The following is a 19,521-nucleotide window of genomic DNA, read 5'->3' on the forward strand; positions in this document are numbered from 1 at the left end:
CCTTCTGACCCGAGCAAAGGACATCGCTGTGCATTATCAACCGAAAAGCGATCTGCTGGAAAATCGCATCATCCTCGTCACCGGCGCTTCCGATGGCATCGGCCGTGAAGCGGCGCTGACCTACGCGCGCTATGGCGCGCGCGTCATCCTGTTGGGCCGCAACGCCGACACCCTGCAGAAAACGGAGCAGGCTATTAAGCAGTTAAATAAGCAGCCAGCCGCTTCTTTATTACTGGATTTGGCCGAAGCTACGCCTGAAAGCTGCCAGCAGTTGGCCGACCAGGTTGCTGCGCTGGTGCCGCGTCTGGATGGCGTGCTGCACAACGCTGGCATTCTGGGCGAAATCGTACCGTTGGAGGAGCTCGATCCACAGATCTGGCGTGACGTGATGCAGATAAACCTTGATGCCACCTTCTATTTAACCCAGGCATTACTGCCGCTGCTGCTGAAATCGGATGCCGGATCGCTGGTGTTTACCACGTCCAGCGTGGGCCGCACCGGCCGTGCAGGCTGGGGCGCATATGCGGTTTCGAAGTTTGCCACCGAAGGTATGATGCAGGTGCTGGCCGACGAGTATAAAAACCGTCACTTGCGGGTGAACTGCATCAATCCTGGCGGTACGCGCACCAAAATGCGCGCCAGCGCTTTCCCGGATGAGGATGCCAATTTACTCAAAACCCCCGCGGATTTGATGCCGCTCTACCTCTATTTGATGGGCGATGACAGCCGACGTAAAACCGGTACCAGCTTTGATGCGCAGCCGGGACGCAAAGCGGGTCCGGCAACCGCATGAACGATCGCCATCAGCAACGCCAGCAGCGACTAAAAGAGCAGGTTGATGCCCGAATCGCCGCCGCCACCGAGACGCGCGGCATCTTGATGGTGTTCACCGGTAACGGCAAAGGGAAAACCACCGCGGCTTTTGGCACTGCGTTGCGCGCATGCGGACACGGTAAAAAAGTGGCGGCGGTACAGTTCATCAAAGGCGAATGGCCCAACGGTGAACGTAACTTACTGGAACAGCACGGCGTCGAATTTCAGGTGATGTCAACCGGTTTTACCTGGGATACGCAGAACCGCGAGACCGACACTGCCGCCTGCCAGTTAGTGTGGCAGCAGGCGCGTCGTATGTTGGCCGATAGCCGCGTCGATCTGGTGATCCTGGATGAAATCACGTACATGGTGAGCATGGATTATCTGGATTTAGCGGAGCTGGTCGATGCGCTGCAACAGCGCCCTGCTCAGCAAAGCGTGATCATTACCGGTCGCGGCTGTCATCGTACGTTACTGGATTTGGCAGATACCGTAACGGAAATGCGTCCGGTGAAACATGCGTTTGATGCGGGAATTCAGGCACAGCAAGGAATAGATTGGTAACACGCTGACGCCGCAGAGCACGGCGTCAGGCTTAGGATCAGGAACCGCGTTTAGTGTTATTCCGACGCGGATTGTTGCTCACCACACCGTGACGTTTTACCGCACGACGAATTTGGTTAGCTTTGGTGCGACGACGATCCTTTTCAACGGCCACTTTCGTTACCGTCTCTTCCGGCATACTGACTAACGTACGCAGATAGTTGACTGCCGGTAATTCCATCTCGATCCAGCCGCCGCGTGGCAACCCTTTTGGCAACTGGATATCACCGTAACGCACACGCATCAGTCGGCTAACCTGCACGCCAACCGCTTCCCACAGACGGCGCACTTCGCGGTTACGACCTTCGGTCAGCGTCACGTTGTACCATTGGTTAATGCCTTCGCCGCCGGCAAACTTAATGGTTTTGAACGATGCCGGGCCATCTTCCAGCTGCACGCCTTTGCTCAGCTGACGGATTTTATCGTCATCCACTTCGCCAAACACGCGAACCGCATATTCACGCTCCACTTCACGGCTTGGGTGCATCAAACGGTTAGCCAGTTCACCATCGGTGGTGAACAGCATCAAACCGCAGGTATTCACATCCAGACGACCGACGGCAATCCAGCGTGAACCACGCAGACGCGGCAGACGATCAAATACGGTTGGACGCCCTTCCGGATCGTTACGCGTGCAGAGTTCACCTTCTGGTTTGTAGTACGCCAATACGCGACACACTTCGGTCGCCGACTCAGCGATGGAAACCAGATGGCCATCGATACGAATTTTCAGGGATTTATCACTTTCGATGCGATCGCCAAGCGTCGCCAGTTTGCCGTCAACGCTGATGCGTCCGGCTGAAATCATGGTTTCGATTTCGCGACGCGAACCGTGACCGGCGCGCGCTAATACTTTCTGTAATTTTTCGCTCATGGAGCCTCGTTGTCGCCTTCCCAGGCGTCGTGGTAAGAAGAGGTGCGATACAGGGATTACCAATTCCCATATCAGAATCTGTTACCGCTCTGCATCGCTGGTGCAATCTCAGACGGCCCGCGATTTTACACTAACGCAAGTTTTGTTAACACCTTTTCCTTTGCTGCCGATAACAGAGGGTCTGGTAAAAACGTGGCCATTAAGACCATGACGATAAACATTCAGCTGGCTGATAGATCTATCTTATTTGCATCCGCGGCATCCACGCCAAGTGACTGAATTATTATCACTTGCCCCTAACCTTTCCCGCCTGAGCCTATTATCAACTTAAGACAACTGATACATTAGCGCTTTGCAAGACTGCTTAACCGCTATTGCTCGCCACGCTTAAGGATAATCACAAACTTTAAATCTAAGTAAAAACAATAAAACAGCATAAAAAACTATTTAATAGCATTAAATAAGGTCCATTACAGTAATAAATGCAAACTGATAGTTTATTGGCACTACAGGTTGGATTAAGTCTGTATTTTTGTATTATTTGATTAATATTAAATTTGATGAATTGTTCTGCAGAAAAAACTGTGTAAAATTTAAGCCTGAAATCCAGTGCGTCGTCATAATAACATAGCTTTCATTTACTATTTATATTCGTTCAACTTACAAATCATTAACGAACCACTGTGTAATTTCACTGATATTACAAACCGGCGCGCGCGGGATTAGACGCGTTTATTCATTTACGGAATGAATTTAATTTGCATGTCGAAAGTCTTCACCAGGGATTTTACGGACATGCTTTAAAGAAGATCACAGCCATGAAAACCTCTCTGCTTTGGCCTGCGCTCGCTGCGCTGGCACTGAGCGGTTGTTCCGTGGGCCACACTGAGTACAGTCGTACTGCGATGCAACACGTTGATATGAGCGTGACAGGCATCCCGACCGTGCTGGGTTTGGGCATTCTCGGTACAACCATTCCTTTGACGCCAGAATACAGCCTGACGGCGGCGCACGTGGCAAAAACGGCCGTGCAGCGTGTCAAGGCCTATCATCCTTATTGCGACGTCGCGATTATTTATCATAAAAACAGTCCAGAAACGCTGGCGAAATTCCGCAACGGTGCTATTGGTGAACCGATTAAAATGTACGGTTACAGCTTTATTTCCGCTATGCCGGTGGAATCGAGCGGCGTTAATTTAGCGCGCACCGCCATTACCAATAAATGGAATAAAAAGCCCTGCATGGCAATGGCATCAAATGCTGGCGTGGTGCAAGGGATGTCGGGTGGCGCGGTATATAATGCTGACCAAACTATTGGCGGGGTGATTGTCGGTTACAGCCATGAAATATCTAACGTTCGCAGCAAGAAAGTCATCTTAAAAGATGTCTCGCTGTATATTCCGTACGGGGATTTCAAAACCTGGCTGGAATCCAATATTGGTCAGACGCAGGAAGCCACGCCTGACCATGCATGATTACTGGAACGGGCGCGTGTCACCGACACCTTCGCGCACCACCACCGGCGCATCGCTGGTGAGATCGATCACCGTGGTCGGCTGCTGTCCCAGCGTGCCGCCATCGATGATCAGATCCACCAGCTTGCCAATGCTGTACTGAATCTCTTCCGGATCGGACTCGGTGAAATCATTGCCGGGCAGCATCAGCGAAGTCGACATCATCGGCTCGTTGAGGCGCTCCAATAGCGCCAGCGCCACCGGGTTGGACGGCACGCGTAGCCCGATGGTTTTACGTTTGTCATTCATCAGACGACGCGGCACTTCTTTCGTCGCCTTCAAAATGAAGGTGTAGTTGCCCGGCGTGTTGTTTTTCAGGAGGCGAAACGCGGAGTTATCCACCTGCGCGTAAGTCGACAGCTCCGACAGATCGCGGCACATCAGCGTAAAGTTGTGATTGCCATCCAACTGGCGAATGCGACAAATGCGTTCCATGGCATTTTTCTCTTCCAGACGACACCCCAGCGCATAGCCAGAGTCGGTTGGATAAACAATCACGCTGCCTTTATTGAGATAATCAACTGCCTGATTTACCAGGCGCGGCTGCGGATTGTCGGGATGAATGTGAAAATATTGACTCATAAAAACCTCATATCACCTGTCTGTAACAGCACTGCTGGGCGCCAATGCGGGGAAGCGTTCCCAAACCGGCTCCACGCCGCCCGGTAGCCATAACTTGCGTCCCAGTTCTATCCACGGACAAGGTTGGTGGAAATCTGATCCCTGCGACCCGGCTAACTGATGGTCACGCGCATAGGTTGCCAGCTGCGTGCGCTCGTTGGGCGCTTGCTGGCACTGCGCGACCTCCATGGCATCGCCACCCACGTCGGCAAAATGCGCAATCAGCCGCTTTAACCATTTAGCCGACAAACCATAACGACCGGGATGCGCCAAAACAGCATAGCCGCCAGAATGATGAATAGCATCAATGGCTTGTTTAATTGTACACCATTGCGGCGGCACGTAGCCGGTTTTCCCGCGCGCCAGATAATTCTTGAATACCTGCGCCATATTGTCGGCTTTGCCAATCTCCACCAGATAACGCGCAAAGTGGCCACGCGTGATCAAGCCGCCCTGCGCCAGTCGCTGCGCACCGGCTAGCGCATTAGGAATGCGAGCGCGCTCGAGGCGTTCGGCAATCTGCTGCGCACGATCAAGGCGTGTCTGATACTGCTGCGCAAGGAATTCAGTCAGCGCGGGATGCTGGCAATCGACATTCAGCCCCACAATGTGGATTTCGTGATTTTCCCATAAGGTTGATGCTTCTAAACCGGCTAGCACGCGGATCGGTAGATCCTGTTGCATCACTGCCGCCTGCGCTTCTGCCACGCCCGCCACCGTGTCGTGATCGGTAATCGCCAGCACACCGACTTTCATCTCAACCGCGCGCTGCACCAGCGCGGTCGGCGTCAATAAGCCGTCAGAAGCCAGCGTATGGCTGTGTAAATCGTAAAGGGGAAAACGAGCGATGTCCGACAAAATAACTCCAGCAACTGCATAAACCGGCAGGCATGATAACGATTTTGCCCCTGGCTGAAAAAGGGTATTGACATTTTTCGCCCGAACCAGTTAACTAGTACACAAGTTCACACGTAACGGGTATTTAATCATGACTATTTTTGGTACGCATTTAAATGGTTGGTGGCGCGAAGATCCCTTTATCGGGCGACGTCGTCGTGCACAATTTGCGTAACCGCAGTGCAGATTGATACCTAAGCCCGCCGCCGAGCGGGCTTTTTTTTGAGCGAAATTCAGAGAATCCATTATGGCTATTGCGAAACCTACATTGAAGTTGATAACCGGTACCGCGCCCTACCGCGAAGATCCGGCCGCAGTGTTTCATCAGTTATGCGGCGCACGTCCAGCAACTCTGCTGCTTGAATCCGCAGATATCGACAGCAAACAAAACCTGAAAAGCCTGTTAATCGTCGATAGCGCGCTGCGCGTCAGTGCGCTGGGCAACATCGTCACCATCAAAGCGCTGTCGGAAAATGGTCGCGCCATCTTGCCGCTGCTGGACGAGGCGCTGCCCTCTGAAGTGCGTATCGAGGTTCGTCCTGATGGCCGCGAGCTGCATTTCACCCAGCCGCAAGGCATGCAGGACGAAGATTCCCGCCTGAAGGCCCTTTCCGTATTTGATGCGCTGCGCCTGATCCCGCAGCTGGTGAACAGCCCGGAAGAGGAGCGTGAAGCGATGCTACTTGGCGGCTTGTTCGCTTATGACTTAGTGGCCGGTTTCGAAGATCTGCCGCAACTGCGCAACGAACAGCGTTGCCCGGATTACTGCTTCTATCTGGCCGAAACCTTACTGGTGATCGACCATCAGCAGCGCACTGCTCGCCTGCAGGCCAGCTTATTCAGCCCATCGACCAGCGAGTTCCAGCGTCTGCAAGGCCGCATCGAACAACTGCGCGGCCAGATGACGCAAGCAGCGCCCGCATTGCCGGTCCAGCGCGTCGAGCACATGACGCTGAGCACCAGTCAGAGCGATGAAGAGTACTGCAACGTGGTGCGTGAGATGCAGGAAGCGATTCGCATTGGCGAAATCTTCCAGGTTGTCCCTTCACGTCGCTTCTCGCTGCCGTGCCCTTCTCCACTGGCCGCTTACGACACGTTGAAAAACAGCAATCCAAGTCCTTACATGTTCTTTATGCAGGATCAGGATTTCGCGCTGTTTGGTGCCTCGCCAGAAAGCTCACTGAAATATGACGCCACGTCGCGTCAGATTGAGATCTACCCGATTGCCGGTACGCGTCCACGCGGCCGCCATGCCGATGGCTCGCTGGATCGCGATCTCGACAGCCGCATCGAACTGGAAATGCGCACCGACCATAAAGAGATGGCTGAGCACCTGATGCTGGTGGATTTAGCGCGTAACGATTTGGCGCGTATCTGCGTGCCGGGCAGCCGTTACGTGGCAGACCTGACTAAAGTTGACCGCTACTCGTTTGTGATGCATCTGGTGTCACGCGTGGTCGGCACGTTGCGCGCAGATCTCGACGTGCTGCACGCCTACCGCGCCTGCATGAACATGGGCACGCTGAGCGGCGCACCGAAAGTGCGTGCGATGCAACTGATTGCCGGGAAAGAAGGCACACGTCGCGGCAGCTACGGCGGCGCAGTCGGCTATTTCACCGCTAACGGCGATCTTGATACCTGCATCGTTATCCGTTCCGCGTGGGTTGAAGACGGCGTAGCCACCGTGCAAGCCGGTGCCGGCGTGGTGCTGGATTCCCAGCCTCAGGCAGAAGCGGACGAGAGCCGCAATAAAGCGCGCGCGGTATTGCGTGCCATCGCAACAGCCCATCACTGCAAGGAGATTTTCTGATGGCCGATATCCTGCTGCTCGATAACATCGACTCCTTTACTTACAACCTCGTTGATCAGCTGCGTACCTTTGGCCATAACGTGGTGATTTACCGCAACAACGTGCCCGCTGAGGTGCTGATTGAACGCCTGCAGCAGATGGAAAACCCAATTCTGATGCTGTCGCCGGGTCCGGGCGCGCCGAAAGATGCCGGATGCATGCCAGATTTGCTGCAAGCGCTGCGCGGTCGTCTGCCGATTATCGGCATCTGTCTCGGTCATCAGGCGATTGTTGAAGCTTACGGCGGCCATGTCGGCCAGGCCGGCGAGATCCTGCACGGCAAAGCCTCTTCTATTACCCATGATGGCGAAGGCATGTTCGCTGGCCTGAGCAATCCGCTTCCGGTGGCGCGCTATCACTCGCTGGTCGGTAGCAATACGCCAGCCGAATTGACCGTTAACGCCAGCTACAACGGCATGGTGATGGCCGTGCGCCACGATGCCGACCGGGTGTGTGGCTTCCAGTTCCACCCCGAATCCATTCTCACCACTCAGGGCGCGCGCTTATTAGAACAGACGTTGGCCTGGGCGCTGGCGAAGTAATAGGGAGATTATGATGCAAACTATTCTGGAAAAACTTTATCAGTCTGAGACGCTGAGCCAGGGCGAAAGCCACCAGCTATTTAGCGCTATTATTACCGGTCAGCTGGAGCTGACGCAGTTAGCCGCCGCGCTGATCGCCATGAAAGTCCGTGGCGAGCGTCCGGAAGAGATCGCCGGTGCCGCTTCCGCGCTGCTGGCCGATGCAAAACCGTTCCCGCGCCCGGATTACACCTTTGCCGATATCGTCGGTACCGGCGGTGACGGCAGCAACAGCATCAATATCTCGACCGCCAGCGCCTTTGTTGCGGCAACCTGCGGCCTGAAAGTGGCAAAGCACGGTAATCGCAGCGTCTCCAGCAAGTCGGGTTCTTCCGATCTGCTGGCGGCATTTGGCATCAATCTTGATATGCCTGCGGAACAAGCACGCCAGGCGCTGGACGATCTCAACGTCTGCTTCCTGTTTGCTCCGCAGTATCACAGCGGTTTTCGTCACGCGATGCCGGTACGTCAGCAGTTGAAAACCCGTACCATCTTTAACGTGTTGGGTCCGCTGATTAACCCTGCGCGTCCACCGCTAGCGGTGATTGGCGTGTATAGCCCGGAGCTGGTACTGCCAATCGCCCAAACGCTAAAAGTGCTCGGCTATCAACGTGCGGCTGTGGTTCACGGCGGCGGCATGGATGAAGTGGCGCTGCACAGCCCAACGCAGGTCGCCGAGCTGCGTGATGGCGAAATCACTGGCTATCAGCTGACGCCAGAAGACTTCGGTTTTGGCTTCCATGATAAAGACGCGTTGGCAGGCGGCACGCCGGAAGAAAACCGTGACATTCTGACCCGTTTACTCCAGGGTAAAGGCCAGCCCGCCCATGAGCAGGCGGTGGCGGTGAACGTAGCAATGTTACTGAAAGTGTTCGGAAATGAAGATTTGCGCGACAACGCACAGCGCGCCATCGCTGCCATTCGCAGCGGACAGGCCTACGAGCGCGTTGTCGCTCTGGCAGCGAGAGGATGAGATGAGTATTAAGGGCACTGTTTTAGAGAAAATCGTACAAGATAAAGCCGTCTGGGTTGAAGCGCGCAAAGCACAGCAGCCGCTGGCCACCTTCCAGAACGATTTGCAGCCTGCGGAACGTCATTTTTACGATGCACTGCGTGGCTCACGCACCGTATTCATCCTGGAATGCAAAAAAGCATCGCCCTCCAAAGGGCTGATTCGCGAGGATTTCGATCCCGCCACCATCGCTGGCGTATATCGTCATTACGCTTCTGCGGTGTCGGTGTTAACCGATGAGAAATACTTCCAGGGCGATTTTGCGTTCCTGCCGATTGTTAGCGCCGCCATCACGCAACCGGTGTTGTGCAAAGACTTCATCATCGATCCGTATCAGATCTATCTGGCACGACATTATCAGGCCGACGCCATTTTGCTGATGTTGTCAGTGCTCGATGATGAGCAATATCGTCAGCTCGCCGCCGTGGCGCACAGCCTGAAAATGGGCGTGCTGACCGAAGTCAGTAATGAAGAAGAGATGGAACGCGCGATTGCGCTGGAAGCCAAAGTCGTCGGCATTAATAACCGCGACCTGCGCGACCTGTCCATCGACCTGAATCGCACGCGTCAGTTAGCCCCGCGCCTCGGACATGGCGTCACCGTCATCAGCGAATCTGGCATTCACAATTATGCGCAGGTACGTGAGCTGAGCCACTTCGCTAACGGCTTCCTGATTGGCTCCGCGCTGATGGAAGAAGCCGATCTCACCGCTGGCGTGCGTCGCGTATTGCTCGGTGATAACAAAGTCTGCGGCCTGACCCGCGCCGAAGATGCACGCGCAGCGCAGGAAGCCGGCGCCATTTACGGTGGCTTGATCTTCGCTGAAGGCTCACCGCGTAAAATCAGCCGCGAGCAGGCGCAGATTGTGCAGGCGGCTGCCCCGCTGAAGTATGTTGGCGTATTCCGCAACAATGCGGCAAGTGACATTGTCACGCTAGCGGAAAGTTTAAAACTTTTTGCGGTACAGCTGCACGGCGATGAAGATCAGGCGTTCGTCGCAGAATTGCGTCAGGCGCTGCCAGCAGACACCAAAATCTGGAAAGCGCTGAGCATTAAAGAGCAGTTACCTGCGCGCGACTGGCCGCACGTCGATCGTTACGCGTTTGATAATGGCCAGGGCGGCACCGGCCAGCGTTTCGATTGGTCACTGCTGCAAGGCCAGGATCTCAGCAATGTGCTGCTGGCCGGTGGCCTAAGCGCTGACAACTGCGTAGAGGCCGCGCAGCTGGGCTGTGCCGGCCTCGATTTCAACTCCGGCGTAGAATCTGCGCCAGGCATTAAAGATGCCAGCAAAGTCGCGGCGGTATTCCGCACGCTGCGCGCCTATTAATTTCGCTTGCCCGCCATGGCGCGGGCCGAATAAGGAAGATGAAAAAATGACCACGTTATTGAATCCCTATTTTGGCGAGTTTGGCGGCCAGTACGTACCACAAATCCTGATGCCAGCCTTGCGCCAGTTGGAAAATGCGTTTGTTGAAGCGCAGCGCGATCCCGAGTTTCAGGCCGAGTTTACTGACCTGCTGAAAAACTACGCTGGACGCCCAACGGCTTTGACGCTGTGCAGCAACCTGACTAAAGGCAGCAAAACCCGCCTCTATCTAAAGCGTGAAGATCTGCTGCACGGTGGCGCGCACAAAACCAACCAGGTGCTGGGTCAGGCGCTGCTGGCCAAACGCATGGGCAAAAACGAGATCATCGCGGAAACCGGCGCCGGTCAGCACGGTGTCGCGTCAGCGTTAGCCTGTGCCCTGCTGGGTATGAAGTGCCGCATTTATATGGGTGCCAAGGATGTTGAGCGTCAGTCGCCAAACGTATTCCGTATGCGTCTGATGGGCGCGGAAGTGATTCCGGTGCATAGCGGCTCAGCCACGCTGAAAGATGCCTGTAACGAGGCGCTGCGCGACTGGTCTGGCAGCTATGAAACCGCGCACTATATGCTCGGCACCGCCGCTGGCCCGCATCCGTTCCCGACTATCGTGCGTGAATTCCAGCGCATGATTGGTGAAGAGACCAAAGCGCAGATTCTGGAGCGCGAAGGTCGCCTGCCGGATGCGGTGTTAGCTTGCGTGGGCGGTGGTTCGAACGCTATCGGCATGTTCGCTGATTTTATCGAAGAAGAAAGCGTTGGTCTGATCGGCGTGGAGCCGGCGGGGCACGGTATCGAAACCGGAGAACACGGTGCGCCGCTCAAGCACGGTCGCGTGGGGATCTATTTCGGTATGAAAGCGCCGATGATGCAGACCGAAGAGGGGCAGATTGAAGAATCCTACTCAATCTCTGCAGGTCTGGACTTCCCGTCAGTGGGTCCTCAGCATGCGCATCTGAACAGTATCGGCCGCGCGGAATATGTTTCGATCACCGATGACGAAGCGCTCAGCGCCTTTAAAGAGCTGTGCCGTGCTGAAGGGATTATTCCTGCGCTCGAATCCTCACACGCGCTGGCACATGCACTGAAAATGATCCGCGAAAATCCGGAAAAAGAGCAGCTGCTGGTGGTTAACCTTTCTGGTCGCGGCGATAAAGACATCTTCACCGTTCACGATATTTTGAAAGCCAAGGGAGAGATCTGATGGAACGTTACAATCAGCTGTTTCAACGTCTGTCGGCGCAGCAAGAAGGCGCGTTTGTCCCTTTCGTTACTCTCGGCGATCCGTCACCTGAACTGTCGCTAAAAATTATCGATACCCTGGTGGAAGGCGGTGCGGATGCGTTAGAACTCGGTATTCCGTTCTCGGATCCGCTGGCCGACGGCCCAACCATTCAGGGCGCGACGCTGCGTGCCTTTGCTTCCGGCACCACCGTGGCGCAGTGCTTTGAAATTCTGGCGACCGTGCGCCAGAAATATCCCGACCTGCCGATTGGCTTGCTGATGTACGCCAATCTGGTGTTCAGCAAAGGTATCGATAACTTTTATGCACAGTGTGAAGCGGTGGGCGTCGATTCCGTGCTGGTTGCGGATGTGCCGCTGGAAGAGTCTGCGCCTTTTCGTCAGGCTGCGCTGCGCCACAATGTGGCGCCGATCTTTATCTGTCCACCAAATGCTGACGATGAACTGCTGCGTGAGATCGCTGCGCACGGTCGCGGTTATACCTATTTGCTGTCACGCGCAGGCGTCACCGGTTCGGAAAATCGTGCCAGCCTGCCGCTGCATCACCTGATCGAAAAGCTGCGTGAGTTTAACGCTGCGCCGCCGCTGCAGGGCTTTGGTATCTCTGAACCCGGCCAAGTGAAAGAAGCCATCGCCGCTGGTGCGGCGGGTGCCATTTCCGGGTCGGCAATTGTGAAAATCATTGAGCGTAACCAGAATGATCCGGCAACGCTGCTCAGCGAGCTGAAAGCCTTTGTGAGTAGTCTGAAAGCAGCCACCCGCTAAAATCCTTCAGGGCCTTATTCGCTGGTGCGGATAAGGCCTTTCTATTGCCAAAAATATCCCCAAACTCAAATTCCCGGCTACTCTCAGATTTTCATGCCCAGCGAAAACTGCGATTGGATCAATAAGTGGTAAAAACGCCCTATTTCTGGCTTTTTCACGCGCGCCGATTTGCTGATTTCGCATCTCCAGACCACAATTAATTGCGCCGCCCCATTGCGGCGAAACATCATCTAAGACAGGGAGATAACCAATGAAATTTTTCAAAGTCGTTGCAGGATTTATGATGGCTGCGGTAATGGCGCTGGCACTTAGCGCGTGTGCACCCACAGCAACCAAAGAAGGCACTGGCGGTTACATCGACGATACCGTGGTAACCACCAAAGTTAAGGCTCAGCTATTGAATGACGAGTCGCTGAAATCGACCGAAATCAATGTTGAAACCTTCAAGGGTAAAGTTCAGCTGAGCGGTTTTGTCAGCTCCCCGCAGATGGCAAATCGCGCGGTGGCCGTAACGCGTAGCGTGGCGGGTGTGAAATCTGTGGTTAACAATATGCAGATCAAATAATACAACGGGCGACCTTCTGGTCGCCCGCTTCATTTCTGGTTGCCGATTAGAATCGATATCCCGCACCAAAGAAGAACACCCACGGATCGATACGCGTGTTGATGTTTTGCTGCTCACCGCCAGCTTTAAATTTCACTTCGGTATCAATATCCATGTACCACAGCGATGCGTTCAGCATCCAGTCGCGGTTGATTTGATAATCCAGACCAACCTGGCCCGCCATGCCCCACGAGTCTTTGACGCTCAGGTCGCTTAAACCGGCATCCTCACCCGTTTGGTTGAATTTGGCATCGTAAAAGGTGGTGTAGTTGATACCGACGCCAACGTACGGGCGGACTTTACTTTTGCTATCAAAGAAATAGTACTGCGCCATTAAGGTTGGCGGCAGCTGACGAACGGTGGCCAGATTACCGGTGGCGCCCAGTCCAACCTTATGACGGAACGGGGTTGCAGCCAGCAGCTCAACGCCGATGTTATCCGTAGCCATATAGGTGAAGGTCAAGCCCAGCTGCGTATCGTTGCTAACGTTAAAGCCGCCCATACCCAGCACATTGTCAGAGCCTTCGGTCGGACGAACGGTGGCGCTACCTGCACGCATAAAGAAATCACCGGCTTCATGAGCCAGAGCCAGTTGCGGAATTGCCAGCGCCATCAGCAGTGCGCATTTTGCCAGTTTCATAATCACTCCTTTGCCAAATAAAGATGGGTCACAATGTTGAATGCGGCACAACATTTACCCCTTTTTTGGTAAAAGATCATCTGCATCAATCTAAATTAATCACTTAAAAAACAATGAATTGATTCAGATCAATTTTGGCTTTACAGCGCGTAATAAAAGTCCGCTTGCGAAAATTTTTCGCCGTGACTATTTTAACTTTCCCCTGTGTGATTTTGGTTCGATACCTTAAAGGTGGCGGGCGATCAGATGAGCGATTCACTAAATCCTTGCGTGACCTGTGGCGCATGCTGCGCGCACTTCCGTGTCTCTTTTTACTGGGCCGAAGCCGATGATGGCGCCGGTGCTGTTCCCGTTGAATTAACCGAACCGTTAACCCCATTTATGCGCAATATGCGCGGCACCAACCAACGCCAGCCGCGCTGTATTGCGCTGCAGGGCGACGTCGGCGGCTGCGTCTCCTGCGGTATTTATCAGCAGCGCCCTTCGCCCTGTCGGGAGTTTTCGATGTCCGGCGAGAACGGTGAACAGAACGAAGCTTGCGATCGCGCCCGTGCTCGCTACGGTCTTCCTGCGCTTTTTCACCCTTCTTTACCTGTTATGACAGAAAGTTATCCCAATGCGGGTGCCAGCACGCCAGTAGAACATGTACAATCGCCGGGTTAATTAATCCGGTTCTTTCAAGGAGTTTACATGTCTATCACGGCAAGCTCGTTATACCGTGACACAGGAAATTTTTTGCGCCATCAGCTGGTTACTATTTTACTGCTGGCGCTGCTGACCTCGTTCATTACTGTGATCGTCGGCCACGCGTTAACGCCAGGTGAAGACCAGCTCTCGTTGTTGAGCCAGTCCGATGACAGCGCATCGTCGCTGTTTGAGCTGGTACAAAATATGTCTCCGGATCAGCAGCGTATTTTGCTGCGCGCTTCCGCTGCAGGCACGTTCGCTGCGTTGATTGGCAACACGCTGCTGCTGGGTGGCATGCTGCTTCTAATCCCAATGGTATCGGGCGGACAACGCGTCAGCGCGCTGCGCGCTATTGGCGCATCTGCGCCCATCCTGCCAAAGCTGCTGCTGCAGACCTTCCTGATCACCCTGCTGGTTCAATTGGGCTTTATGGTGCTGGTGGTACCGGGCGTGATTCTGGCGATCCTGTTTTCACTGGCACCGGTGATTCTCGCCAATGAGAAGCTCGGCGTGATTGGCGCGATGCGTGCCAGCATGCGTCTCGCCTGGAAGAATATTAAGGTTATCGCACCGGCTATTGTGCTGTGGCTGCTGGCCAAAATTGTGCTGATGTTCTTCTTCTCATCGCTGACCGTGCTGCCCGCCAATATCGCCTCCGTGGTGTTGAACGCGCTGGGTAACCTGGTCTCCGCAGTACTGATTATCTATCTGTACCGGCTGTATATGCTGTTACGTTAATCGTTATGGCGCTCACCCGGGCGCCATAACTGTACGCTCCTGCCTACTTGGAAACGCTATGAAGCAGTTACTCGATTTTCTTCCCCTGGTGGTTTTCTTCATCTTCTACAAGCTGTACGACATCTTTGTTGCTTCTGGCGCATTGATCGTTGCCACCGGTCTGGCGCTGGTCGTCAGTTGGGTGCTCTACCGCAAGCTGGAAAAGATGACCATTTTTACCTTTGTGCTGGTCGCGGTATTCGGCACGCTGACGCTGGTGTTCCATAACGATGAATTCATCAAATGGAAAGTCACGGTGATCTATTCGCTGTTTGCCGTCGCGCTGCTCTACAGCCAGTGGTTTATGAAGCAACCGCTGATCCAAACCATGCTGGGTAAAGAGTTACAACTGCCTTCAGGCGTGTGGCGCAATCTCAACATTGCCTGGGCAATCTTCTTCCTCGCCTGCGGCTTAGCGAATATTTATGTTGCGTTTTGGTTATCGCAGGAATTTTGGGTTAACTTTAAGGTGTTCGGTCTGACCGGCCTGACCCTACTCTTTACTCTGTTAAGCGGCGTGTATATCTGGCGACAGATGCCGCAACAAGAACAAAAATAATGCCACTCCGCCCGACAGCGTCGGGCTTCTCTTCACCTGCAGAAGAACTGAGCAATGGACGAAAAACATAAGTCGCCGCAAGGCGAGATGGTGTTGCGTACCCTGGCCATGCCAGCGGATACCAATGCTAACGGAGATATCTTTGGTGGCTGGTTGATGTCGCAGATGGACATGGGCGGCGCAATTAAGGCGAAAGAGATTGCCGAAGGACGTGTCGTCACCGTGCGCGTGGACGGAATGACGTTCCTTAAACCGGTGGCGGTTGGCGATGTGGTGAGCTGCTACGCACGCTGCATCCGCACCGGCAACAGTTCCATGACCATAAACGTCGAAGTGTGGATCAAGAAAGTGTCGTCCGAACCGATTGGACAGACCTACTGCGCAACCGAAGCGGTGTTTGTTTACGTCGCCGTCGACAATACCGGGCAATCTCGCCCGTTGCCGCCCGGCAGAAGCAATTTAAGCGATCTGTAACATTAAAAAAGCGGTCATCTGACCGCTTTCTTATTGCCTCTCAGCCACGAGTGCTTATTCGATATTGGCGCCACCATTGATGCGGAATACGATGTTCATGGTGAGATTCTTGCCCGGACGACCTGGCTGATAACGCCACTTCTTCATCGCCTGCTTCACTTCGCGCTCGAACATGTTGCGCGGTTCTGCCGACAAAATCTGGACGTTATCCACACGACCGTCGCTATCAACGTCAAACTGCACCCGCACACGTCCCTCAACACGCAGCGCGAACGCACGTGCCGGATAGGCAGGCTTGCTGACGCTCATCGCTTTCGGACCATCTGAAATGCTCGGCGTTTCGGTCGGATTGGCTTTGGGCGCGGTTGTTGGACGCGTCTGCGTGGTTGCCGCTTCCTGCTTAAACGGATTTTCCTGCGGCTTCACTTGCTGACGCGGTTTCGGCTCAACCTTCTTTTCAACCTTTGGCTTCGGTTTAGGTTTTGGCTTCGGCTTAGGCTCCGGCTTAGGAATCGGTACCGGCTCAACCTTCGGCGGCTCTGGCGCCACTTCAGGCTCCGGCTCAGGTTCAGGTGGCGGCGGCGTGACCTGAGCAGGCGCAGGTTCGGGTTGCACTTCCGGAGCCACCAGCGAAACGCTGATAGGCTGGGACGCTTTTGGAACTTCAATCACCTGATGAAAAGATGCATAGAGAATGCCAGCGATCAACGAACCGTGAAGTACCACGGATAAAATTACAGCAATGGGGGTACGTGAAGGTAAAGGCGTAGTCAACGTGGTCATATCATTCATGTTCATTGAGTGAAGCGCAGATTTTAAATGCAAATAGCAATCAGTTTCAATAAGCGATGTGCAAGCGCCCCGCAGAAAGGTCTTTTTTAACCCTGATTGCGCTGAATGACAGCGTATTTATCTTTCGTTTGCACTCTGATTAACGATCACTTAACGTGTCACGCAATTTCGGCAAGTCTAACGGGAGTATCCCATCGTGCTTTACGTCATTTATGCGGAAGATACCGCTGATTCACTGGAAAAACGCAACTCGGTACGTCCCGCGCATCTTGCTCGTTTGAAGCTGTTGCAAGATGAAGGTCGACTGATTGCTGCGGGTCCGCTGCCAGCAGTTGACAGCAACGATCCAGGCCCGGCCGGTTTCAGCGGTTCCGTGATCATCGCCGAATTCTCTTCACTGGAAGTCGCGGAATCATGGGCCAAGGATGATCCCTACATTGCCGCAGGCGTGTATGAGAAAGTCGCGGTCAAACCGTTCAAACGCGTTTTCTAATCTATGTGGTTGTCAGTTTTACTGCTGGTGATAGCATTCGCTCTCATCGGCAGAGCACTTTGGCTATGGCGTCAGCAAGGCTGGCGCAACGCTCGTCAGCACATTGTGATGTTAATTGTGCTGGCAGCGGCAGTAGAGATGGTCAATGTCATCCGGGTGCTACGCGGCGCATGATGGCCGCGTAAACCCATCAGTCCATTTGCGAGATAAACAGGATGGAGCGGCGATGTTGCTGCGCCACCTGATGACGAATGGTATGGATGCGCTTATAACGACGCGACTGCCCTTCCAGCCAGCGAGAACGACGACGGTGTACCTGACGTAACATTCTCCAGCGCGCCACTTCATTTTTGCTGCGTCTCATCACATCCTCTCAGACAGGCTAAACTCGGCAGGCATTATAAAGATCTGCCAGGAAATGCCAAATCGAAAGCTTCATCGAAACCTCATTCACGATTAAAGGTTTCACTCCCTGTGATCAGCACGTAAACTTTGCACAACAAAGCGCGAACAGGACGTCCACTTAATGACCACATTTTATACCCTAATCAGTTGGTTGCTGCTGTTTGGTTACTGGCTGCTGATTGCGGGTGTCACGCTACGTATTCTGATGAAACGCCGCGCAGTCACCTCAGCAATGGCCTGGCTGCTGATCATCTACATTCTACCGCTGGTGGGTATAATCGCTTATCTCTCTTTTGGTGAGTTGCATTTAGGTAAAAGGCGTGCCGAACGCGCGCGCACCATGTGGCCCTCCACCGCCAAATGGCTTAACGATCTCAAACAGTGCCGTCATATCTTCGCCACCGAACACAGCGACGTGGCGCGGTCCCTGTTTGATTTGTGCCGCCATCGTCAGGGCATCGCCGGCGTGAAAGGTAATCAGCTGCAGTTGCTGACCAACTCCGATGACGTGATGCACGCACTGATCCGTGATATCCAGCTGGCACGGCATAATATCGAGATGGTGTTCTATATCTGGCATCCCGGCGGGCTGGCCGATGAAGTGGCGGAATCGCTGATGGCTGCATCGCGTCGCGGTGTACATTGCCGTTTGATGCTGGATTCAGCGGGCAGCGTCACCTTCTTCCGCAGCCCTTGGGTCAATATGATGCGCAATGCCGGCATCGACGTGGTTGAAGCATTGCAGGTAAGCCTGCTGCGTGTTTTCCTGCGCCGCATGGACTTGCGACAGCATCGTAAAGTGGTGCTGATCGATAACTACATCGCTTATACCGGCAGCATGAACCTGGTCGATCCACGCTTCTTTAAGCAGGAAGCCGGCGTGGGACAATGGATTGACCTGATGGCGCGCATGGAAGGCCCGGTGGCAACCACCATGGGCATTGTGTATGCCTGCGACTGGGAGATTGAAACCGGCAAACGCATTCTGCCGCCCGCGCCGGATGGCAACGTGATGCCCTTCGAACAGGAGAGCGGACATACCATTCAGGTAATCGCTTCTGGGCCCGGCTTTCCGGAAGATATGATCCACCAGGCGTTACTCACAGCGGTCTACTCCGCGCGTCAGCAGCTGATTATGACCACGCCCTACTTTGTGCCAAGCGATGACCTGCTGCACGCAATCTGTACCGCAGCGTTACGCGGTGTGGAAGTGAGCATCATTGTGCCGCGCCATAATGATTCGCTGCTGGTAGGCTGGGCGAGTCGTGCCTTCTTCACCGAACTACTGGAAGCCGGCGTGAAGATTTACCAGTTTGAAGATGGCCTGTTGCATACCAAAAGTGTGCTCGTTGATGGGCAGCTGAGTTTGGTCGGCACGGTAAATCTGGATATGCGCAGCCTGTGGCTCAACTTTGAGATCACTCTGGTGGTTGATGATGACGGCTTCGGCAGCGATCTCGCTACCGTGCAGGATGATTACATCGCCCGCTCACGCTTACTGGATGGTGCTCGCTGGGCTAAACGTGCCTGGTGGCAACGCATCGTTGAACGACTGTTTTACTTCTTTAGTCCTTTACTGTAAAACGAGCGAAAATATTACCGCCTCAGGGCAAGCAGGAATGACCATGGATTTAAATAATCGCCTTACTGAAGATGAAACGCTGGAGCAGGCTTACGATATTTTTCTTGAGCTGGCTGGTGACAATCTCGATCCCGCTGACATTATTCTGTTCAATCTGCAGTTTGAAGAGCGCGGTGGCGCGGAACTGTTCGATCCTGCGGAAGACTGGCAGGAACATGTTGATTTCGATCTCAACCCAGACTTCTTCGCAGAAGTGGTGATTGGCTTAGGTGAAGCCGACGGCGAGCCGATCACTGATGTGTTCGCACGCGTCCTGCTTTGCCGCGAGAAAGATCACAAACTCTGCCACATCCTGTGGCGCGAGTAAGCGA

21 protein-coding genes, 1 pseudogene and 1 other annotated feature are annotated in these 19,521 nt (G+C 54.1%); of the genes and pseudogenes, 16 read left to right on the forward strand and 6 right to left on the reverse strand.

Features of this window, described 5'->3' with window-relative positions; genetic code table 11:
* The first annotated feature begins 28 nt into the window (after positions 1–28).
* A complete protein-coding gene (locus tag DEU53_RS05130) occupies positions 29–793 on the forward strand; it encodes a YciK family oxidoreductase (RefSeq protein ID WP_110866450.1) in 765 nt (254 codons plus the stop codon).
* Positions 790–1,377, forward strand: a complete 588-nt coding sequence (gene cobO, locus DEU53_RS05135; protein ID WP_110866250.1) for a cob(I)yrinic acid a,c-diamide adenosyltransferase — start codon at positions 790–792, stop codon at positions 1,375–1,377. The genes DEU53_RS05130 and cobO overlap by 4 nt, the downstream gene beginning before the upstream one ends.
* A 37-nt stretch (positions 1,378–1,414) precedes the next feature.
* Here the strand turns inward: cobO and rluB are convergent, their stop codons facing one another.
* Complete coding sequence (gene rluB, locus DEU53_RS05140) at positions 1,415–2,290, reverse strand: 23S rRNA pseudouridine(2605) synthase RluB (RefSeq protein ID WP_110866251.1); 876 nt, start codon at positions 2,288–2,290, stop codon at positions 1,415–1,417.
* A gap of 818 nt (positions 2,291–3,108) precedes the next feature.
* Here rluB and DEU53_RS05145 point away from each other — a divergent pair.
* Entirely contained in the window at positions 3,109–3,765 is a 657-nt protein-coding gene (locus DEU53_RS05145; RefSeq protein WP_110866252.1) for a serine protease, read from the forward strand.
* Here the strand turns inward: DEU53_RS05145 and DEU53_RS05150 are convergent, their stop codons facing one another.
* Together DEU53_RS05150 and DEU53_RS05155 are read right to left on the reverse strand one after the other, a co-directional pair.
* Entirely contained in the window at positions 3,766–4,386 is a 621-nt protein-coding gene (locus DEU53_RS05150) for an L-threonylcarbamoyladenylate synthase (RefSeq protein WP_110866253.1), read from the reverse strand.
* A gap of 12 nt (positions 4,387–4,398) precedes the next feature.
* A complete protein-coding gene (locus DEU53_RS05155; protein ID WP_110866254.1) occupies positions 4,399–5,283 on the reverse strand; it encodes a PHP domain-containing protein in 885 nt (294 codons plus the stop codon).
* A 154-nt stretch (positions 5,284–5,437) separates the two neighbouring features.
* Positions 5,438–5,546: a sequence feature (Trp leader region), on the forward strand.
* A gap of 23 nt (positions 5,547–5,569) precedes the next feature.
* Between DEU53_RS05155 and DEU53_RS05160 the strand changes: the two genes are divergently transcribed.
* The 6 genes and pseudogenes from DEU53_RS05160 to DEU53_RS05190 all read left to right on the forward strand — a co-directional run bounded on the left by DEU53_RS05160 (position 5,570) and on the right by DEU53_RS05190 (position 12,702).
* A complete protein-coding gene (locus DEU53_RS05160) occupies positions 5,570–7,132 on the forward strand; it encodes an anthranilate synthase component 1 (protein WP_101764262.1) in 1,563 nt (520 codons plus the stop codon).
* Positions 7,132–8,725 (forward strand): annotated as a pseudogene (gene trpD, locus DEU53_RS23110) (bifunctional anthranilate synthase glutamate amidotransferase component TrpG/anthranilate phosphoribosyltransferase TrpD). Before DEU53_RS05160 ends, trpD begins: the two are co-directional and overlap by 1 nt.
* 1 nt (position 8,726) lies before the next feature.
* Positions 8,727–10,094, forward strand: coding sequence for a bifunctional indole-3-glycerol-phosphate synthase TrpC/phosphoribosylanthranilate isomerase TrpF (trpCF, locus tag DEU53_RS05175; RefSeq protein ID WP_110866256.1), 1,368 nt, complete (start codon positions 8,727–8,729; stop codon positions 10,092–10,094).
* A 46-nt stretch (positions 10,095–10,140) separates the two neighbouring features.
* Positions 10,141–11,334 (forward strand): tryptophan synthase subunit beta, encoded by a 1,194-nt coding sequence (gene trpB, locus DEU53_RS05180; RefSeq protein WP_101764259.1) that lies wholly within the window; start codon positions 10,141–10,143, stop codon positions 11,332–11,334.
* Positions 11,334–12,137 (forward strand): tryptophan synthase subunit alpha, encoded by an 804-nt coding sequence (gene trpA / locus DEU53_RS05185; protein WP_110866257.1) that lies wholly within the window; start codon positions 11,334–11,336, stop codon positions 12,135–12,137. The genes trpB and trpA overlap by 1 nt, the downstream gene beginning before the upstream one ends.
* 250 nt (positions 12,138–12,387) lie before the next feature.
* On the forward strand, positions 12,388–12,702 hold the full coding sequence (locus DEU53_RS05190; protein ID WP_101764257.1) for a BON domain-containing protein: 315 nt from the start codon (positions 12,388–12,390) through the stop codon (positions 12,700–12,702).
* A 46-nt stretch (positions 12,703–12,748) separates the two neighbouring features.
* Here DEU53_RS05190 and ompW read toward each other — a convergent pair whose 3' ends face one another.
* Positions 12,749–13,381 carry an outer membrane protein OmpW gene (ompW, locus tag DEU53_RS05195; protein ID WP_064738828.1) on the reverse strand — a complete coding sequence of 211 codons (633 nt, stop codon included), beginning with the start codon at positions 13,379–13,381 and terminating at the stop codon, positions 12,749–12,751.
* Between the two features lie 246 nt (positions 13,382–13,627).
* Here ompW and DEU53_RS05200 point away from each other — a divergent pair, with 246 nt between their 5' ends.
* From DEU53_RS05200 to yciA, 4 genes are read left to right on the forward strand one after another with little or no spacing between them, the layout of a single operon-like run.
* On the forward strand, positions 13,628–14,044 hold the full coding sequence (locus tag DEU53_RS05200; RefSeq protein WP_101764256.1) for a YkgJ family cysteine cluster protein: 417 nt from the start codon (positions 13,628–13,630) through the stop codon (positions 14,042–14,044).
* Between the two features lie 27 nt (positions 14,045–14,071).
* Positions 14,072–14,806, forward strand: coding sequence for a YciC family protein (locus DEU53_RS05205; RefSeq protein WP_110866258.1), 735 nt, complete (start codon positions 14,072–14,074; stop codon positions 14,804–14,806).
* Positions 14,807–14,864: 58 nt separating this feature from the next.
* Positions 14,865–15,404 carry a septation protein A gene (locus tag DEU53_RS05210; RefSeq protein ID WP_008106564.1) on the forward strand — a complete coding sequence of 180 codons (540 nt, stop codon included), beginning with the start codon at positions 14,865–14,867 and terminating at the stop codon, positions 15,402–15,404.
* Positions 15,405–15,458: 54 nt separating this feature from the next.
* Positions 15,459–15,878 carry an acyl-CoA thioester hydrolase YciA gene (gene yciA / locus DEU53_RS05215; protein ID WP_007892397.1) on the forward strand — a complete coding sequence of 140 codons (420 nt, stop codon included), beginning with the start codon at positions 15,459–15,461 and terminating at the stop codon, positions 15,876–15,878.
* A gap of 54 nt (positions 15,879–15,932) precedes the next feature.
* Here yciA and tonB read toward each other — a convergent pair whose 3' ends face one another.
* Entirely contained in the window at positions 15,933–16,661 is a 729-nt protein-coding gene (tonB, locus tag DEU53_RS05220; RefSeq protein ID WP_199559674.1) for a TonB system transport protein TonB, read from the reverse strand.
* Positions 16,662–16,866: 205 nt separating this feature from the next.
* Between tonB and DEU53_RS05225 the strand changes: the two genes are divergently transcribed.
* Positions 16,867–17,163, forward strand: coding sequence for a YciI family protein (locus tag DEU53_RS05225; RefSeq protein WP_101764253.1), 297 nt, complete (start codon positions 16,867–16,869; stop codon positions 17,161–17,163).
* Between the two features lie 190 nt (positions 17,164–17,353).
* Here DEU53_RS05225 and DEU53_RS22920 read toward each other — a convergent pair whose 3' ends face one another.
* Complete coding sequence (locus DEU53_RS22920) at positions 17,354–17,527, reverse strand: YciY family protein (RefSeq protein WP_137385893.1); 174 nt, start codon at positions 17,525–17,527, stop codon at positions 17,354–17,356.
* Between the two features lie 162 nt (positions 17,528–17,689).
* Between DEU53_RS22920 and cls the strand changes: the two genes are divergently transcribed.
* Positions 17,690–19,150, forward strand: a complete 1,461-nt coding sequence (gene cls / locus DEU53_RS05230) for a cardiolipin synthase (protein ID WP_101764252.1) — start codon at positions 17,690–17,692, stop codon at positions 19,148–19,150.
* 37 nt (positions 19,151–19,187) lie between these two features.
* Complete coding sequence (locus DEU53_RS05235; RefSeq protein ID WP_196761379.1) at positions 19,188–19,517, forward strand: HI1450 family dsDNA-mimic protein; 330 nt, start codon at positions 19,188–19,190, stop codon at positions 19,515–19,517.
* The last annotated feature ends 4 nt before the right edge of the window (positions 19,518–19,521 follow it).

The organism is Pantoea sp. AG1095 (assembly GCF_003208415.1).
Lineage (GTDB): Bacteria > Pseudomonadota > Gammaproteobacteria > Enterobacterales > Enterobacteriaceae > Pantoea > Pantoea leporis.

Excerpts from the sequence above, each read along its gene's own strand:
- DEU53_RS05145 (WP_110866252.1), top strand. The coding sequence starts at position 3,109 with ATGAAAACCTCTCTGCTTTGGCCTGCGCTCGCTGCGCTGGCACTGAGC.
- ompW (WP_064738828.1), bottom strand. The coding sequence starts at position 13,381 with ATGAAACTGGCAAAATGCGCACTGCTGATGGCGCTGGCAATTCCGCAA.
- cobO (WP_110866250.1), top strand. The coding sequence starts at position 790 with ATGAACGATCGCCATCAGCAACGCCAGCAGCGACTAAAAGAGCAGGTT.
- DEU53_RS22920 (WP_137385893.1), bottom strand. The coding sequence starts at position 17,527 with ATGAGACGCAGCAAAAATGAAGTGGCGCGCTGGAGAATGTTACGTCAG.
- DEU53_RS05235 (WP_196761379.1), top strand. The coding sequence starts at position 19,188 with ATGACCATGGATTTAAATAATCGCCTTACTGAAGATGAAACGCTGGAG.
- yciA (WP_007892397.1), top strand. The coding sequence starts at position 15,459 with ATGGACGAAAAACATAAGTCGCCGCAAGGCGAGATGGTGTTGCGTACC.
- DEU53_RS05205 (WP_110866258.1), top strand. The coding sequence starts at position 14,072 with ATGTCTATCACGGCAAGCTCGTTATACCGTGACACAGGAAATTTTTTG.
- trpB (WP_101764259.1), top strand. The coding sequence starts at position 10,141 with ATGACCACGTTATTGAATCCCTATTTTGGCGAGTTTGGCGGCCAGTAC.
- trpA (WP_110866257.1), top strand. The coding sequence starts at position 11,334 with ATGGAACGTTACAATCAGCTGTTTCAACGTCTGTCGGCGCAGCAAGAA.
- trpCF (WP_110866256.1), top strand. The coding sequence starts at position 8,727 with ATGAGTATTAAGGGCACTGTTTTAGAGAAAATCGTACAAGATAAAGCC.
- DEU53_RS05190 (WP_101764257.1), top strand. The coding sequence starts at position 12,388 with ATGAAATTTTTCAAAGTCGTTGCAGGATTTATGATGGCTGCGGTAATG.
- cls (WP_101764252.1), top strand. The coding sequence starts at position 17,690 with ATGACCACATTTTATACCCTAATCAGTTGGTTGCTGCTGTTTGGTTAC.
- DEU53_RS05210 (WP_008106564.1), top strand. The coding sequence starts at position 14,865 with ATGAAGCAGTTACTCGATTTTCTTCCCCTGGTGGTTTTCTTCATCTTC.
- DEU53_RS05200 (WP_101764256.1), top strand. The coding sequence starts at position 13,628 with ATGAGCGATTCACTAAATCCTTGCGTGACCTGTGGCGCATGCTGCGCG.
- DEU53_RS05160 (WP_101764262.1), top strand. The coding sequence starts at position 5,570 with ATGGCTATTGCGAAACCTACATTGAAGTTGATAACCGGTACCGCGCCC.
- tonB (WP_199559674.1), bottom strand. The coding sequence starts at position 16,661 with ATGACCACGTTGACTACGCCTTTACCTTCACGTACCCCCATTGCTGTA.
- rluB (WP_110866251.1), bottom strand. The coding sequence starts at position 2,290 with ATGAGCGAAAAATTACAGAAAGTATTAGCGCGCGCCGGTCACGGTTCG.
- DEU53_RS05150 (WP_110866253.1), bottom strand. The coding sequence starts at position 4,386 with ATGAGTCAATATTTTCACATTCATCCCGACAATCCGCAGCCGCGCCTG.